This is a genomic window from Burkholderia sp. NLJ2 (assembly GCF_049487195.1).
GTDB classification, from domain to species: Bacteria; Pseudomonadota; Gammaproteobacteria; order Burkholderiales; family Burkholderiaceae; genus Burkholderia; species Burkholderia pyrrocinia.
The window spans coordinates 1,688,430-1,703,295 of sequence record NZ_CP137810.1; the positions used below are offsets into that span (position 1 = coordinate 1,688,430).

16 protein-coding genes are annotated in these 14,866 nt (G+C 67.6%); 6 read left to right on the top strand and 10 right to left on the bottom strand.

The annotated features are described in order from the left end of the window. Positions 1–14: 14 nt before the first annotated feature. The 7 genes from R9B84_RS29935 to R9B84_RS29965 all read right to left on the bottom strand — a co-directional run bounded on the left by R9B84_RS29935 (position 15) and on the right by R9B84_RS29965 (position 4,783). The gene (locus tag R9B84_RS29935) at positions 15–1,190 is read right to left on the bottom strand and encodes a cytochrome P450 (RefSeq protein WP_423761088.1); all 1,176 of its coding nucleotides are present in this window, start codon (positions 1,188–1,190) and stop codon (positions 15–17) included. 119 nt (positions 1,191–1,309) lie between these two features. After that, positions 1,310–1,576, bottom strand: coding sequence for a YodC family protein (locus R9B84_RS29940; RefSeq protein WP_423761089.1), 267 nt, complete (start codon positions 1,574–1,576; stop codon positions 1,310–1,312). A gap of 18 nt (positions 1,577–1,594) precedes the next feature. Next, positions 1,595–1,840 (bottom strand): hypothetical protein, encoded by a 246-nt coding sequence (locus R9B84_RS29945; protein WP_423761090.1) that lies wholly within the window; start codon positions 1,838–1,840, stop codon positions 1,595–1,597. An 82-nt stretch (positions 1,841–1,922) separates the two neighbouring features. Continuing rightward, the gene (locus R9B84_RS29950) at positions 1,923–2,783 is read right to left on the bottom strand and encodes an isocitrate lyase/PEP mutase family protein (protein ID WP_423761091.1); all 861 of its coding nucleotides are present in this window, start codon (positions 2,781–2,783) and stop codon (positions 1,923–1,925) included. 249 nt (positions 2,784–3,032) lie between these two features. Continuing rightward, a complete protein-coding gene (locus R9B84_RS29955) occupies positions 3,033–3,458 on the bottom strand; it encodes a GNAT family N-acetyltransferase (protein WP_423761092.1) in 426 nt (141 codons plus the stop codon). A gap of 55 nt (positions 3,459–3,513) precedes the next feature. Then, positions 3,514–4,374 carry a MurR/RpiR family transcriptional regulator gene (locus R9B84_RS29960; RefSeq protein ID WP_423761093.1) on the bottom strand — a complete coding sequence of 287 codons (861 nt, stop codon included), beginning with the start codon at positions 4,372–4,374 and terminating at the stop codon, positions 3,514–3,516. 55 nt (positions 4,375–4,429) lie between these two features. Next, positions 4,430–4,783, bottom strand: a complete 354-nt coding sequence (locus R9B84_RS29965; RefSeq protein ID WP_174384067.1) for a YgiW/YdeI family stress tolerance OB fold protein — start codon at positions 4,781–4,783, stop codon at positions 4,430–4,432. A 415-nt stretch (positions 4,784–5,198) separates the two neighbouring features. Here R9B84_RS29965 and R9B84_RS29970 point away from each other — a divergent pair, with 415 nt between their 5' ends. From R9B84_RS29970 to R9B84_RS29990, 5 genes are all read left to right on the top strand, one after another. Continuing rightward, positions 5,199–5,861 (top strand): response regulator, encoded by a 663-nt coding sequence (locus R9B84_RS29970; protein ID WP_423761094.1) that lies wholly within the window; start codon positions 5,199–5,201, stop codon positions 5,859–5,861. Continuing rightward, complete coding sequence (locus R9B84_RS29975) at positions 5,858–7,234, top strand: ATP-binding protein (protein WP_423761095.1); 1,377 nt, start codon at positions 5,858–5,860, stop codon at positions 7,232–7,234. The genes R9B84_RS29970 and R9B84_RS29975 overlap by 4 nt, the downstream gene beginning before the upstream one ends. Before the next feature lie 386 nt (positions 7,235–7,620). Then, on the top strand, positions 7,621–8,067 hold the full coding sequence (locus R9B84_RS29980) for a MarR family winged helix-turn-helix transcriptional regulator (RefSeq protein WP_423763513.1): 447 nt from the start codon (positions 7,621–7,623) through the stop codon (positions 8,065–8,067). 34 nt (positions 8,068–8,101) lie between these two features. Continuing rightward, positions 8,102–8,470, top strand: coding sequence for an antibiotic biosynthesis monooxygenase family protein (locus R9B84_RS29985; protein WP_423761096.1), 369 nt, complete (start codon positions 8,102–8,104; stop codon positions 8,468–8,470). Between the two features lie 560 nt (positions 8,471–9,030). Continuing rightward, a complete protein-coding gene (locus R9B84_RS29990) occupies positions 9,031–9,231 on the top strand; it encodes a hypothetical protein (protein WP_423761097.1) in 201 nt (66 codons plus the stop codon). A 479-nt stretch (positions 9,232–9,710) separates the two neighbouring features. On the opposite strand, the gene blaPEN-bcc is transcribed toward R9B84_RS29990, so the two are convergent. After that, on the bottom strand, positions 9,711–10,622 hold the full coding sequence (gene blaPEN-bcc, locus R9B84_RS29995) for a PEN family class A beta-lactamase, Bcc-type (RefSeq protein ID WP_423761098.1): 912 nt from the start codon (positions 10,620–10,622) through the stop codon (positions 9,711–9,713). Positions 10,623–10,750: 128 nt separating this feature from the next. On the opposite strand from blaPEN-bcc, the gene penR reads away from it, so the two are divergent. Beyond that, complete coding sequence (penR, locus tag R9B84_RS30000; RefSeq protein WP_423761099.1) at positions 10,751–11,641, top strand: beta-lactamase transcriptional regulator PenR; 891 nt, start codon at positions 10,751–10,753, stop codon at positions 11,639–11,641. 496 nt (positions 11,642–12,137) lie between these two features. On the opposite strand, the gene R9B84_RS30005 is transcribed toward penR, so the two are convergent. Together R9B84_RS30005 and R9B84_RS30010 are read right to left on the bottom strand one after the other, a co-directional pair. Next, positions 12,138–12,389: a hypothetical protein gene (locus tag R9B84_RS30005; RefSeq protein ID WP_034180596.1), complete on the bottom strand. Its 252-nt coding sequence runs from the start codon at positions 12,387–12,389 to the stop codon at positions 12,138–12,140. 96 nt (positions 12,390–12,485) lie between these two features. Next, positions 12,486–14,708, bottom strand: coding sequence for a glycogen debranching N-terminal domain-containing protein (locus tag R9B84_RS30010; RefSeq protein WP_423761100.1), 2,223 nt, complete (start codon positions 14,706–14,708; stop codon positions 12,486–12,488). Positions 14,709–14,866: the final 158 nt, after the last annotated feature.

Sequence of the window (14,866 nt, forward strand, 5' to 3'; positions counted from 1 at the left end):
TCCCTCTTTTCCCCTCACCGTGCCGCGTCGAACGTCGGCATCCTGACGTTGGTCGACGCACGGTAATTCCACGTCAGCCCGTCGCGCGACGGCCAGCCGCCCGCGCGCAACCACGCCGCGAACGCCCCCGCCGTCACCGCCCGCGCGATCTGCTCGCCCGGGCACCCATGCGGCCCCGTGCCGAAGCCGAAATGGGTCCCGGCGGCGCGGCCGGGCATCAGCCGGTGCGGGTCGCGATGCACGGCCGGGTCGCGGTTCGCCGCGGCGAGCACGACGAGGATCGCGTCGCCGGCTTCGACGGTCACGCCTTCGATCGTCGTGCGCGACGCGACGAAGCGGCGCGTGTTCTGCACCGGCGCATCGAAGCGCCCGACTTCGGCGACGAACGCGTCGAGCGCGGCCTCGTCCGGCGCGACGCACGCGGCTTCCGCTTCCCCGTTCCATGCCACCAGCGTGTTGCCGAGCCACGCGGCCGTCGCCTCGCAGGTCTGCGACAGCAACCCGACGAGATTCGCGACCAGCGCGCCGCTCGCGTGCCAGCCCGATGCACGGGCCGCCTGCTGCACCGCGGCGACGAGCGTGCCGTCGTGTGCGTGCGTCTGCGCGACGCGCTCGGTCATCCGGTCGAGCAGTTGCCGCGCGCCGTCGCTCGCGCGGGCCAGCGCGGCTGCGTCCGACAGCGGCGACAGCGCGGCGACAAAGTCGACGACCCGCGCCGCGATGTCGTCGAGCTGCGTCTCGTCGAAGCCGAGCAGATCGGCAACCGCGCAGACGGGCACCGTCATGCACCACGCATTCAGCGCGTCGGCATCGCCCGGCGCCGGCAACCGCCGCGCGGCAAGCTGCGCGGCGCGATCGCGCAGCTTGCCCGTGTCGATCGGCGCGAGCGCCGTGCGCAGCGCCTGCTTCGGCACGTCGTGCCGCGACGCGCCATCGTTCATGCGCACCAGCTCGCCGAACAGCGCGCCGGCCGTCGTGCCGCGCAACGCGGGCGGCACGGGCGCCTCCAGCGGACGCACACGGCAGGCCGGATGGCCGAGCACGGTCGTCACGGTCGCCGCGCGGCTCGCGACCCACAGGCCGAGCGTGGCGTCGAACGCGAGCGGCGGCCCGTCGACGAGCGCCGCATAGTAGGGATAGGGATCGCGGTGCGTGACCGCGGCAATGGGATCGATCGGGTTCGAGTTCATGCGAGCAGTATCGGTGCAATGCGCTGCCGCACGTTTCGGGCTGGCGTGAAATGTCGTCGCGCGGGCGCTGCGTATCGCATGCGTTGCACGCATCGCAGCATCGCAACGACAGGCCGGCGTCAGGCAGCCGACCGGTAGCGGTGCGACTGCATGCGCATCCGGACGCGCCCGGCCGAAATCGCGCGCGGCTCCGGCACCACCGTGTCGTGATGGAACATTTCCTGCCGGAACTCGCCGCTTTCGTCGAACCACTGGCAGATCAGCCAGTCGGCGTCGTCGAACACCACCGGCCCGGCATAGGTGACAGTCATGCGCGGCCCGCCCGTTTTCAGCGTCACGACATCGCCGACGCGCAACCTGACGCGCTGATTTTCTCGGATCGTCATCGTTCTCTCGGTTTTTATTTATTGAATATATTGATAATCCCGGTGGCCCGCACAACCGGTCATTTGAATATGCCGCAGATTATCAATCAAAAAAATAACCGGCAACTCCCGCGCACAAAAATTCGTCGATCGGGAAAACGCAACAATGCCCGGCACCGGTGCGCGTGGCGGGCAGCCCGATCGCCAGAACCGGCGCGGCTTGCGCGCCGGTTCCGGTCGAGCCTGCGGAATGCGGAGAATAAACGATGGTTTTCGCGTCGTCATCGGTGTTTAAACCGGACGCGATATTGGTTGATTACTGTCAATCAATGCTTCGACTGGAAACGATCCCACGTTTTATTTGTTGTCATTCTCCGAACGAAACCGGTGAATTATCGGGCGCCGCAAACCAGCGATTGATATCGCGCCCCGGCACGGCCGCCTGCGTGAACGTGAACGTGCCGTCGCGCGCCATCTCCGTCGCGGCGCGCAGGAACGCGCCGAGCGCGGCCCGCGCCAGCGCGCCGCCGACGCTGACGCGCTTCACGCCGAGCGCCGCCAGCTCGTCGAGGCTCAGCAACCCGCCCTGCAGCCCCATCACGACGTTGACGGGCGCGCCGACCGCCTGCGTCACCGCCGCGATCTCGGCGGCGTCGGTAATGCCCGGCGCATAGAGCACGTCGGCGCCCGCGTCGCGATAGGCAACGAGCCGCGCGATCGTGTCGGCGAGGTCGCGGCGGCCGTGCAGGTAGTTTTCGCAACGCGCGGTCAGCGTGAACGGAAACGGCAGCGCGCGCGCCGCGTCGACCGCCGCCGCGATGCGCTCGACCGCCGCGTCGCGCGCGTAGATCGGCGCATCGGCGCGGCCCGTCGCATCCTCGATCGAGCCGCCGACGGCGCCGGCCTCGGCCGCCAGCCGGATCGTTTCTGCCACCGTGTCGGGCGCGTCGCCGAAACCGTTCTCGAGATCGGCGCTCACCGGCAGGCCGCCCGCGGCAACGAGATCGGCGATGTGATCGAGCATGGCGTCGCGGTCGATCGCGTTGTCGGGTTGTCCTTTCGAGAATGCATAGCCGGCACTCGTGGTGGCGAGCGCCTCGAAACCGGCCATCGCGAGCAGGCGGGCGGTGCCGGCGTCCCACGGATTCGGGATGATGAATGCGCCGGGGCGCGTGTGCAGCGTACGGAAAGCTTCGGCTTGGCGGGCTTGAAGGTCGGAACGGGTCATCGCGAACTCCCGGAAAGTGTTGACGGGTGAGCTTACGCCGGTCGTGCGCACGACGTTTCAGCGATGGCCGAAATGTCGCCGCGCGACAGGAAAAAGGTGGCGGTGCGCCGGCGGCCGGCAGCGAGCGGGCAGGTACGCCGCCCGACCGCTGCCGGACCGCCTTCGTTCACGTCGATGCGTGCTGCCCGCCGTCGATGCCGGGCAGCACGTCGGCCACGGCCTCGGAGAACCGCATCGCGCGACCGCCGCTCAGCCCGCAAGCGTCTTCGTCAGGAAAATCCGCGTGTGCCCGACCGGATAATCCGGCAGCTCGCCGAAGCGGACATAGCCGCGTTTCTCGTAGAAAGGCCGCGCCTGGAAGTCGAACGTATCGAGCCACGCGCTGTGGCACCCGCGCGCGACGGCCTCCGCTTCGGCCAGATCCATGATGCGCGTACCGGTGCCCTGGCCGCGCGCTTCCTCCGGCACCACGAGCAGGTCGACCTGCAGCCAGCCGAACGCCGTACCGCCCCACAGGCCGCCGACCACCGCGCCTTCAGCGTCGGTCACGATCACGGCCAGCGGGCGGAAGTCGGCCGGGCCGGCCTGGCTTTCGTTGAATCGAACGAGCGGCGCGACGATCTGCTTGCGCACGTGCGCGTCGCCCGCGTCGGTCACCTCGTATGTGAACGTCATCGGTTGCGTCGGGTTGAATCGTGAATGACGGACGGCCGAAGCCGCACGTGCCGCGTCAGACGACGTAAGCGCCCTTCGCATGCAGCTCCGCTTCCGTGCGCTCGAGCGCCGCGATCGCATCGCTGCCTTCGAGCGCGAGCAACTGCGCGACCAGCGCCTCGGCCATCGCGTGCGCGGCCACCAGCGACGGAAAGAACGACGGGCTGTCGTGCGTGAAGATCAGTTGCGCGTCCGCGTGCAGCGCGATCGGCGACACCGCGCTGTCGGTGATCGCGACGATCCGGCTGCCCTGCGCCTTCGCCGCCTGTGCGACACGCTTCGCTTCCGCCGAATACGGCGCGAAGCTGACGACCACGGTCACGCTCTGCTTCGCGATCGTCCGCAGCTCCATTTCGAGCGAACCGGCGACGCCGTTGAGCAGCGACACGGTCGGACGGAACAGCCGGTAGCCGTACACGAAACCGAACGCGACCGGATAACACGAGCGAAACCCCGCGACATGCACGTGCGACGCCTTGCGGATCAGCCTGGCCGCATCAGCGAGCGCGTGCTCGTTCTGCGCGGCGGTGGCCGACAGGTTGTGCTGCTGCGCGGCGAGCAGGTCGTGCGCGAGCGACGCCTTCGCGTCGGGCCGCACGAGCGAGCGTGCACGCTGCGTGAGCGGCTCGGGACGCGTGCGCACGCGCGCGACGCACAGGTCGCGCAGCTCGTTCCAGCCGGGGAAACCGAATTGCTGCGCGAGCCGCACGAGCGACGCAGGCTGCACCTGCGCGCGCTGCGCGACCTTGCGCATCGACGAGGTGGCGACTTCGTCGGGATGATCGAGCAGGAATGCGGCGCCCGCCTGGAATTGCGGGCTCAGCTCGGAAAATTGCGCCCGGATCCGGGACGCGAGTTCGTCGAAATTGGCGGCCATCTTGGTGGGAACGGGAACCGGTCGTCCATGTTATCACCGGCCCCGCACGCACCGGTCAGTGCAGCACTTCGACGTGGTCGGCGTCGACCTTCACCTTGCCCGACCATTTACGCTCGAATTCGCCGGTCAGCTTCACTTCGCTCTTGTCGCCGACGGGCTGGCCGGCCGCCCACAGCTTGTTGTCGATCTCGACGCGGATCGTGCCGGTCGCGTCGGCGAACTCGTAGTCTTCGCCGCCGGCATGCTTGACGATGCGCCCCTGCAATTGCACGTGCTGATCGTCCTTGCCGTTCGCGAGCAGTTCCTTCACGGTCGTCGTGGTCAGCGTGGACGGCCCGGTATATTCCGCGTAAACGGCGGCAGGCAGCACGGCGAGCGCGACAGCCAGGATTCTCGTCAGGTGTTTCATGATCTCGTTCCTCCTTGTTGGATGGTGCGCCGCGCTCTCGTTGAACGCGACGGCCCGAGATTACGGAGCGTAAGATTAAGCAAACCTGAAGCCCGCACGAAACGGCGCGCTGTCGCATCGGTTCGGTACGCCAACGCACCGAGACGTCCGTGTTTAAGCTCCCCCTAAGACACGCGCGCTTATCATTAGGGTCTGTTTACATATGGAACGTGCATGCGTTGCCACGAGAACGGCCGCTCGCGAGGCGCGCGACGCTGCGAATACTGGACGTATCGCCAAGGAGCGCAACGCGGCGAGCGGCCGTTCTCGTGGCAACCCCAAATTAAAAAATTCATGTCACGGGAATGCCCGTTCCATATGTAAACAGACCCTAAAACCCCGGGCGCCCGGCGCCCTGTTGAAGAGACACGAATCCATGCGCGTACTGCTCGTCGAGGACGATCCGCTGATCGGCAGCGGGCTCGAACAGGGCCTCAAACAGGAAGGCTTCGCGGTCGACTGGGTGAAGGACGGCGACGCCGCGTCACTCGCGCTGCGCTCGACCGGCTACGGCCTGCTGCTGCTCGATCTCGGGCTGCCGAACCGCGACGGCCTGTCGGTGCTCGCCGCGCTGCGCCGCCGCGACGAAACCCTGCCCGCGATCATCATCACCGCGCGCGACGGCGTACCGGACCGCATCGCGGGCCTCGACAGCGGCGCGGACGACTACCTCGTCAAGCCGTTCGAGCTCGACGAACTGCTCGCCCGCATCCGCGCGGTCAACCGCCGCCATGCGGGCCGCGCGCAGACGACGCTCGCGACCGGCCCGCTGCGGCTCGATCCCGTCAAGCACCTCGTCTGGCTCGCCGACGAAGAAGTGCCGCTGTCGCCGAAGGAGTTCGTGCTGCTGCACGAACTGATGCGCGAACCGGGCGCGGTGATTTCGCGCGAGCAGTTCGAGGAGCGGCTGTACAGCTGGGGCGAGGAAATCGAAAGCAATGCGGTGCAGGTCCACATCCACAACCTGCGCAAAAAGCTCGGCCACGACATGATCCGCACCGTGCGCGGCGTCGGCTACCGGATCGGTGACGGCGCATGACGGGCGTGCAACGCGCGATCGCGCGCTGGCGCAACGCGTCGCTGCGGCGGCGCCTGCTGATGTGGCTGCTGCCGGCCGCGTGCGTGATCGGCCTGGTCGCGAGCGCGGGCACCTACTGGGGTGCACTGCGCGAACTCGACGACCTGCTCGACGACCAGATGCGCAGCATGTCGAAGCAGATCGTCGTCGGCCCGAACGGCGAGCTGTCGTTCAGTAATCGCGCGAACGGCAAGCACGGCTTCGAGGCAAGCGATCCCGATGCCGTGCTGCTGCAGGTCTGGCGCAACGGCACACTCGTGTATTCGACCGACCGCGATTCGACGCTGCCGCCGCCCGCGCAGAAGGGCATCGCGAGCGTCGACGTCGGCGGCCAGCCGTGGCGCACTTACGTGACCGAGCGCGGCGGCACGACGATCCGGCTTGCGCAGGCGCGGCATGCACGGTGGGAAGCGATTGCCGGCATCGCCGTGCACCTGCTGTGGCCGGTGTTCTCGATGCTGCCGGTGCTGGCGATCGGTCTGTGGTTCGGCATCGGCGCGGGGCTGCGGCCGCTGCGCACAATCGCATCCGGCCTGAAGCGCAGGAATGCGAACAACCTTGAACCGGTCGATGTCGCATCGATGCCGAACGAAGTCCGGCCGCTCGCCGAAGCGATCAACGACCTGCTCGCGCGGCTCGACCGCTCGTTCACGCTGCAGCGGCACTTCATCGCCGATGCCGCGCACGAGTTGCGCACGCCGATCATGGGGCTGTCGATCCAGTCGAATTTGCTGCGGCGCGCAGCGACCGCCGAAGAGCGCGAGCGCATCCTCGCGCAAATCCATGCGGGCACGACGCGCCTCGGCCACCTCGCCGAACAGTTGCTGACGCTCGCGCGTCTCGAACCCGATGCGCAAGCGGCCACGTCCGCATCGGCGTCCGTCGATCTCGCCGCACTGTGCCGGTCGGTGGTCGCGGACCGCGCGCGCGTCGCCGACGCGCACCGGATCGATCTCGGCGCGATCGTCGCAACGCCCGTGATGGCCGCGGGCAATATCGACACGCTGCGCGTGCTGCTGAACAATCTCGTCGACAACGCGATCCGCTATGCGGGCGACGGCGCGCGCATCGACGTGTCCGCACGCATCGACGGCACGACGCCCGTGCTCGAAGTCGCCGACGACGGCCCCGGGATTCCGGAAGCCGAGCGCACCGACGTATGGGAGCGCTTCTATCGCGGCGAAGGGGCGCAGGCGGTCACGTCGTCCGGCAGCGGGCTCGGGCTGTCGATCGTCAAGCGGATCGCCGAACAGCATCGCGCGACGGTCGCGCTCGGCACCACGCGCGGCGGGCGCGGGCTCACTGTCACGGTGCGCTTTCCTGCACCAGTCTGATGCGCGCGCGACAGGCAGCTTGTCCACAGATTATGTTGGCAAGCTTGTGGACAACCTTCCATTAACGGCAGCAAGCCATTGATCGGTAAGGGTTTGTCAGGCGTGCGCGGCAAATGCGCCATGCGGCCGCGAATACGCGCATGCGCGCCGCCACACCCCCGACCCAATTGACATGGACGATCCGCTCGACCCGCAGGCCGGTCGAGGTTTCGAGGATGCCGGCGTGCTTCTCCACGTAGCAATACAGAAGGCCCGGCGGATGGTCGCCCGGCCTGGGTCGGGTTCGGTCCTCTTCATGAACGATGACGTTCGATGACGCGCACACCTATTTGACAACCAGTTGTCGTTTACGTAAAGTAGTTGTCAATTCATCCCGTTTATTGAGTATGACGAAATCCGCGAAGTTGACCACCGTCGCGTTGTCCGTATTCCGGCTGAACGGCCTGCTGATCGAATGGGGCAACGCCTTTGCCGGGCCGCACGGCTTGACCAGCGCGCGCTGGCAGGTGCTGGGCGCCATCTCGATGGCGCAGGAAGCCCCGAACATCCCGCAGATTGCCGATGCGATGGGCATCACGCGGCAGGCCGTGCTGAAACAGATCAACGTGCTGGTCGACGAAGGGCTGGTCCGGTCGCTGCCCAACCCGGCGCACAAGCGGTCGCCGCTGTATGCGCTGACACCGCGCGGCGACGCGGCCTATCAGGCGGTGGTCGGGCAATGGCAACAGCATGTCCGCGACATCGCCGGCGAGTTCAGTTCGGCTGACCTGGATGCGGCGATTCGCGTTCTGTCGGCAATGTCGAGCGCGCATGGCCAGGATGGCCACGCGTGATCACTCAGTTGACCCACGACCCACAGGAGTTCCCATGTCCCAGTTCAAACCGATGGATCCGAACTTTCCGATCCAGCAGCAGCTCGGCATCGCCGCGGAGCCCGTCGTCCTCGTCAACGTGTTCACGCTGGATCCCGCAGACGAAGCGGACTTTCTGGCCGTGTGGAAGGACGACGCCGAATTCATGACACGGCAGCCGGGATTCATCTCGACCCAGCTTCATCGCGCGCTCGGCGACAGTCCGACTTACCTGAACTACGCGACCTGGGAATCGACCGACGCGTTTCGCGCGGCGTTCACGCATCCCGAGTTCGTCGCAAAACGCTCGGCCTATCCGTCGTCCGCCGTCGCCAGCCCGCACCTGTTCCAGAAAGTCGGCGTGGCCGGTATCTGCACGGCGTGAGCACCCGCGCGAATCGAGGCAACACGTGGCATCGGTCGGTGTCGTGCCCGCCGATCGCGAACGCGCAGTTCTCCACAGAAAATGTTGGCAAGCTTGTGGATATCCTGCGCACCACATCGCTAAACCCTTGATCCGATGGACTTTGGCACGCGTGATGCAGACGAGGCGCGTGCGACGACCTTCGCGCGTGCCGCTTCGCCGCACTTCGCATCACGACGCCACGACGACGCACAACTCGATCGCTTTGCGCATGCCGCGCCACTTACCCACAGATTTTGTTGGCAAGCTTGTGGATATCCTGCGCAAGCCTGCGCTAACCCGTTGATCGGCCTACGGTTCATGCGCCGCGTCACCGTTTCGGCAACACGACGTGCGAGCCTGCACGAATACGGGCGATCCGGCGCCACAGCGGCGCGCCACCCGCGCCTTGACGCTCGCGCCCGCCACGCGTCACTATCACGCGAGCCGCACGCAGCCGCGCATCGCCGGGCTCGCGCGTCGGCGCAACGGGCCGGCCGTTCGCCGGCACCGCATCACGACATCTCACTCCGAGGAAGGCCATGGAACACTTCAGCGCGTGGCAGTTGCTCGTCTCGCTCGTGCTTGTCGCCGTCGTCGTCTATCCGTATGTCCGCATCGTCCGGCGCACCGGGCATTCGGGCTGGTGGATCCTGACGATGTTCGTGCCGGTCCTGAACTTCATCATGTTGTGGGTGTTCGCGTTCGCGCGCTGGCCCACCGTCGACGATCGGCAAGGCTGACTGCCGGGGCGACGGACGAACAGGCTTGTCCACAGATTTTGTTGGCAAGCATGTGGATAGCCTGCGCATACCGCAGCCAAACGCTTGATCCGTAAGACTTTGTCCGCGCCGCTTCGAATGCGGCACGCGGCCGGCAAATCGTCGCTCGCGCATCGCCTCGACGCTTGACGGGCCGCCTGCCAAGCATGCGGCCCGGCTTGTCCACAGATTTTGTTGGCAAGCGTGTGGATAGCCTGCGCATACCGCAGCCAAGCACTTGATCCGTAAGACTTTCTCGGCGCCGCTTCAAACGCGGCACGGCGGCGTGAATCACGACGACCGCGCCGCTCGCAGGCTTGTCCACAATTTTTGTTGGCAAGCATGTGGATATCCTGAGCATGCGTGCCCTAAGTCGTTGATCGCACAACGTTTGGCCGCGCGGGTCACGACTGCGGCACGGCGTGCATGCGCATCCCGTCGCGCACGCCGCACCGCCCTGCTCAACCGAGCGCCTCGACCACGACGCGCGCGACGTCGGCGATCACATCTTCCTTCGGCCGCGCATCGGCATGCGCCTGCGTGTAGTACACGACCAGCACGATCGGCGCACGCGACGGCGCCCACACGACGCCCGCGTCGTTCGTCGTCCCGTAGTCGCCGGTGCCCGTCTTGTCGCCGACCGTCCACCCGGCCGGCACGCCCGCGCGGATCCGCTTGTCGCCGACCTTGTTGCCGCGCAGCCAGGCAACGAGCTGCGCACGCTGCGCAGCCGGCAACGCATCGCCGAGCGTCAGCACACGCATGCTGGCAGCCATCGCGGCGGGCGTCGTCGTGTCGCGCAGGTCGCCCGGCAATGCGGTATTCAGTTCGGTCTCCCATCGATCGAGCCGGAACGTGTCGTCGCCGATCGACCGCGCGTACGCAGTCACCGCCGACGGGCCGCCGATCAGCTTCATCAGCAGGTTCGCGGCCGCGTTGTCGCTGTACTGGATCGTGGCCTCGCACAGTTCGGCGACCGTCATGCCCGCGTCGACATGCTTCCCCGTCACCGGCGAATAGTTGACGAGATCGGCCTTTCCGTACGTCACGCGCTGTTGCAGCAATCCCGGACGCGCGACGCTCTGCGCGAGCACCGCCGCACTCAGCATCGCCTTGAACGTGCTGCAGAACGGGAAGCGCTCGTCGGCGCGATGCTCGACGCGCCGGCCGCTCGCGGCGTCGATCGCACACACGCCGAGACGGCCGCCCGCATCGCGTTCGAGCCGGGCAAACGTCGCCGCGGCGGCCACGTTCGACATCGCAGCCTCGTCCGGCGCGGCGGTCTGCGACGACGCGCACGCTGTGACGGTCAGGACGAGCGGCGCCGTCGCGGCGGCCAGCAACAGGGTTCGACGTTTCGATGAGTAGGTCATGTTGGTTGTCTGGTGATGGAATGGACGCGAAATGGTGTTGAAAACGGCCGGCCGCCGAGACAGCACTATCGGGACTTTACGGTTGCCTGACAAGCAACGATAATTGAGCGCTGACAAAAGAAAATCTTATGACGAAGCTCCGCCCTCATCTTCCGCTCAATGCGCTGCGCGCGTTCGAATCGTCTGCGCGCCACCTGAACTTCACGCGCGCCGGCCTCGAGCTGAGCGTGACCCAGGCCGCGGTCAGCCAGCAGGTGCGCTCGCTCGAGGAACGGCTCGGTTGCACGCTGTTCACGCGGCTGCCGCGCGGTCTCGGACTCACCGACGAGGGGCGCGCGCTGCTGCCCGTGCTGAGCGATGCATTCAGCCGCATCGAGACGGTGCTCAAGCAGTTCGACGGCGGGCGTTTCCACGAGGTGCTGACGCTCGGCGTCGTCGGCACCTTTGCCATAGGCTGGCTAATGCCGCGGCTGAAACAGTTCGGCGATACGCACCCGTTCGTCGAGCTGCGTCTGCGGACCAACAACAACGTCGTCGACCTCGCCGCCGAGGGTCTCGACTTCGCGATCCGCTTTGGCGAAGGCAACTGGCCGGCGACGCGCAACGAGCGCCTGCTCGATGCGCCACTCACCGCGCTGTGCGCGCCGGACATCGCGCGGCGCCTCGCACAGCCGGCCGATCTCGCCAATGAAACGCTGCTGCGCTCGTACCGCACCGACGAATGGCTCGGCTGGTTCGACGCCGCGCAGCTCGAACCGTGGACGGTCAACGGGCCCGTGTTCGATTCGTCACGGCTGATGGTCGAGGCCGCGATGCAGGGCGCGGGCGTCGCGCTTGCGCCGGCCTGCATGTTCGCGCGCGAACTGCAGCTCGGCCTGCTCGCGCGGCCGCTCGACATCGACGTGCACGCCGGCGGCTACTGGCTCACGTCGCTGAAGTCGAAACCGCTCACGCCCGCGATGACGCTCTTTCGCGACTGGATCGCGGCCGAGGCGGCCGACACGGCGCCGGCCGCGTAACGCGGCTGCGCTTGTCCACAGAAAGTGTTGGCAAGGATGTGGATATCCTGGGTACCCGGGACCTAAGCCCTTGATCGCGCACGAATTACCGTGGCGACGCACACATCGGGCAGCCCGTGCACACGGGCCTCACACGCCGATCGCATTCAGGCCGGATCCTCAACCAATGCGACGCAATCGATTGCGAGTTGTCCACAGATTTTGTTGGCAAGCCTGTGGATATCCGTCAGATCGGACGCGTAACATCTTGATACACAAGGGGATTCGATACGAGGACCTTGACCGGTCAACGGTGCGGCAGCGCAACGTCATTCGAACCGTGCACCGGGCACGCGCCGCGCACCCGGCCGGTTCTCCACAGATTGTGTTGGCAAGCTTGTGGATATCCTGCGCATCGGCCACCTAACTCATTGAACGCAAGGGGTTTTGAGCTTCGTCTGCAGAATCGGGCAGCGCCGGCGCCGCCCGTGCGGCGTGCGCCGGCGCAATCCGTGTGTCAATGCCGGTCGAGCCCGCCGCGCAATTCGCTCGCCTTGTCGCGCAGCGCCTCGTAACCCGAGCGCGCATGCTCGGGCAGGTCGGGATCGCCGATCAGTGCGCCGAGCGTTTCGATCAGGCTGAACAGGATGCCCTTCGCCGCGCCGACCGCGATGCTCTGCGATTCGATCGACTTGTGCAGGTGGTCGACCGCCGCTTCCAGATTCTCGAGCTTCTGCTCGCCGTCGTCGGGCCGGTTGTCGGTCGTCATCGTCTACCTCCGCCATCGTTCAAGGGTCATGTCACGATTCTATGCCGCTGCGCGCGAACGTGGCGCGACATCGCACAACGTTCGCGCCGCGCCGCGCTAAAGCACCGCGACCACCTTCACGCGGCCCGGCTGCTCCGCCGACGCGACGACCTGGCCGTCGACGCGGCGGAACGTCAGCGACACGGTTTCGTCGCCGACGCGCAACGCGTCGATCCGCAACCAGTCGACACCTTCCGGCAACGTCGGGCGCTCGACGCGCACCTCGTGGCGCGACGCGTCGATGCTCACGCCGAGGCACGCCTGCAGCATCATGAACGGCGCACCGGCCGCCCACGCCTGCGGCAGGCACGCGACCGGATACGCGGTCGGCGGTTCGCCGCGCCGGCGCGGGAACCCGCAGAACAGCTCGGGCAAGCGCATCTCGAAGCTCACCGCCGCCTCGAACAGCGCGCGCAGCAGGTTCACCGCGGCCGTCTTGTCGCCGTAGCGCGCGAGGCCGCGTGCGATCAGCGCATTGTCGTGCGGCCACACCGACCCGTTGTGATACGCCATCGGGTTGAAGCGCGGCTGGCCGGCCGCGAGCGTGCGGATACCCCAGCCCGTCTGGAACAGCGTCGAGCCGAGCACGCCGGCGACCGCCGCACCGCGCTCGGCATCGGGCAGCCCGAACGCGAGCAGCTGGCCCGCGTTCGATGCGAACACGCGGCACAGGTCGCCATGACCGTCGAGCGCGATCCCGTAGAAATCGCCTTCCGGCATCCAGAACAGCGCGTCGACCTGCTCGCGCAGCGTCTTCGCGCGCAGCGCGTAGCGCGTGGCGTCGGCCGCGTGGCCGCGCCGGTGCGAGCATTCGGACATCGCATCGAGCGCCGCGCACGCATAGGCCTGCACCTCGACGAGCGCGATCGGCCCGTCCGGGAAGCGGCCGTCCGCATGGAACACCGAATCGTGGCTGTCCTTCCAGCCCTGGTTCGCCAAGCCGCGCTCCGACGTGCGCTGATAATCGAGCAGTCCGTAAGGATTGCGGTCGCACTTGTCGATCACCCATTGCGCGGCGCGCTCGAGCGCGGGCCACAGCTCGTCGATCAGCGCATCGTCGCCGGTGCGTTCGACATACGCGCCGGCCAGCACGATGAACAGCGGAGTCGTGTCGACGCCGCCGTAGTACAGCGCGAACGGCACCTCGCCCGTCGCGGCCATCTCGCTGCGGCGGAACTCGTGCATGATCTTGCCGGGCTCCGCGTCGCGGAACGCGGACGTCTCGCGCGCCTGATGCTCGGCCAGGAAACGCAGCACGCCGCGTGCGAGTGACGGCTGCAGCCACAGCATCTGCAGCGACGTGATCACCGCGTCGCGGCCGAACGGCGTCGAGAACCACGGAATGCCCGCATATGGATACGGCCCCGTGTCGAGCTGCGTCGTGAGCAGCCCGAGATCCGCGAGCGAACGGTCGAGCCACGCGTCGAACAGCGGATTGCCGGTGTTCACGCGCGCCATCGACTCGCGCCGCGCGCGCATCTCGCGATGCACGCCGACAAGCGCGGCGCGCAGCGCGACGCGCCCGCACCCGGGCGCTTCGCTGTGCGCCGGGCCGAGCGTCGCGTCGACGGTCAGGTAGATCGACACGCACGCCTGCGCGGCGATCGTCAGCGTGTAGTCGGCGCGATCGACCGACAGCGCGTCGGGCGCCGGAGAAAAATGCACGGTCACGTTGCGCTCGACGCCGTCGAGGCCGTCGTAGCGCAGCCGCACCGCGCCCGCGTCGACGCGCGGCGCCACCACGGTGCCGCGCTTCGGGCGCTGCGTGCCGCGCACCTCGAACATGTCCTTGAAATCGGCCGCGAACGACAGCGACAGCGGCACCTCGGCTTCGCTCGCGCCGTAGTTCGTCAGCGTCAGCGCTTCGTACAGCACGTCGCCCGCGAGCACGCGCATCCGCTCGATATGGATCACGCCCTCGGGCGTCTCGTGGCCGCCGAGCGGCGGCAGCGGGCGGTTCGTCAGGTGAGCGGTGAACGATGCGTTGTCGGCGCTCGTCGCGCCCGACAGCAGCGACGGCGCACGGCCGCCGAACGTCAGGCGCCATTTCGACAGCACGCGCATGTCGTCGACGAACAGGCCGTCGTCGTGGCCGCCGATGTCGCCGAGCGCGTCGCCGACCACGAACGCGTCGCCGGATTTCAGCACGTACTGGTTGTTGCGCGCGAGCACCTGCGGATCGGCTTCGGGCGCGATGAATGCGGGGCCCGACGCTGGGGTCGGGGCAGCAGGCGCGACTTGCGGCGCCTGCGTCGTCGTGGCTTCGGCGTGATTCGGCATCGATGCTCCTGTGTCGGGGCGCAACGCGCGGCGCGCGTCGCGTGTTTCGCACAGGATAGGCCAGAACGGGGGACGTGCGCAGCGACGAAACGGCCGCGACGCCCTGCGACGTTTCCGTCGTCGCAGGGCGTCGCGGGCCGGCGCCGGTGCGGGCGCCG

What these genes read in the sequence shown, in the direction of transcription:
- R9B84_RS29960 (WP_423761093.1), bottom strand. Translation starts at nt 4,374, where the DNA reads ATGGCCGCCAATTTCGACGAACTCGCGTCCCGGATCCGGGCGCAATTT.
- R9B84_RS29940 (WP_423761089.1), bottom strand. Translation starts at nt 1,576, where the DNA reads ATGACGATCCGAGAAAATCAGCGCGTCAGGTTGCGCGTCGGCGATGTC.
- R9B84_RS29945 (WP_423761090.1), bottom strand. Translation starts at nt 1,840, where the DNA reads ATGACGACGCGAAAACCATCGTTTATTCTCCGCATTCCGCAGGCTCGA.
- R9B84_RS29950 (WP_423761091.1), bottom strand. Translation starts at nt 2,783, where the DNA reads ATGACCCGTTCCGACCTTCAAGCCCGCCAAGCCGAAGCTTTCCGTACG.
- R9B84_RS30010 (WP_423761100.1), bottom strand. Translation starts at nt 14,708, where the DNA reads ATGCCGAATCACGCCGAAGCCACGACGACGCAGGCGCCGCAAGTCGCG.
- R9B84_RS29935 (WP_423761088.1), bottom strand. Translation starts at nt 1,190, where the DNA reads ATGAACTCGAACCCGATCGATCCCATTGCCGCGGTCACGCACCGCGAT.
- R9B84_RS29975 (WP_423761095.1), top strand. Translation starts at nt 5,858, where the DNA reads ATGACGGGCGTGCAACGCGCGATCGCGCGCTGGCGCAACGCGTCGCTG.
- penR (WP_423761099.1), top strand. Translation starts at nt 10,751, where the DNA reads ATGACGAAGCTCCGCCCTCATCTTCCGCTCAATGCGCTGCGCGCGTTC.
- R9B84_RS30005 (WP_034180596.1), bottom strand. Translation starts at nt 12,389, where the DNA reads ATGACGACCGACAACCGGCCCGACGACGGCGAGCAGAAGCTCGAGAAT.
- R9B84_RS29965 (WP_174384067.1), bottom strand. Translation starts at nt 4,783, where the DNA reads ATGAAACACCTGACGAGAATCCTGGCTGTCGCGCTCGCCGTGCTGCCT.
- blaPEN-bcc (WP_423761098.1), bottom strand. Translation starts at nt 10,622, where the DNA reads ATGACCTACTCATCGAAACGTCGAACCCTGTTGCTGGCCGCCGCGACG.
- R9B84_RS29970 (WP_423761094.1), top strand. Translation starts at nt 5,199, where the DNA reads ATGCGCGTACTGCTCGTCGAGGACGATCCGCTGATCGGCAGCGGGCTC.
- R9B84_RS29980 (WP_423763513.1), top strand. Translation starts at nt 7,621, where the DNA reads ATGACGAAATCCGCGAAGTTGACCACCGTCGCGTTGTCCGTATTCCGG.
- R9B84_RS29955 (WP_423761092.1), bottom strand. Translation starts at nt 3,458, where the DNA reads ATGACGTTCACATACGAGGTGACCGACGCGGGCGACGCGCACGTGCGC.
- R9B84_RS29985 (WP_423761096.1), top strand. Translation starts at nt 8,102, where the DNA reads ATGTCCCAGTTCAAACCGATGGATCCGAACTTTCCGATCCAGCAGCAG.
- R9B84_RS29990 (WP_423761097.1), top strand. Translation starts at nt 9,031, where the DNA reads ATGGAACACTTCAGCGCGTGGCAGTTGCTCGTCTCGCTCGTGCTTGTC.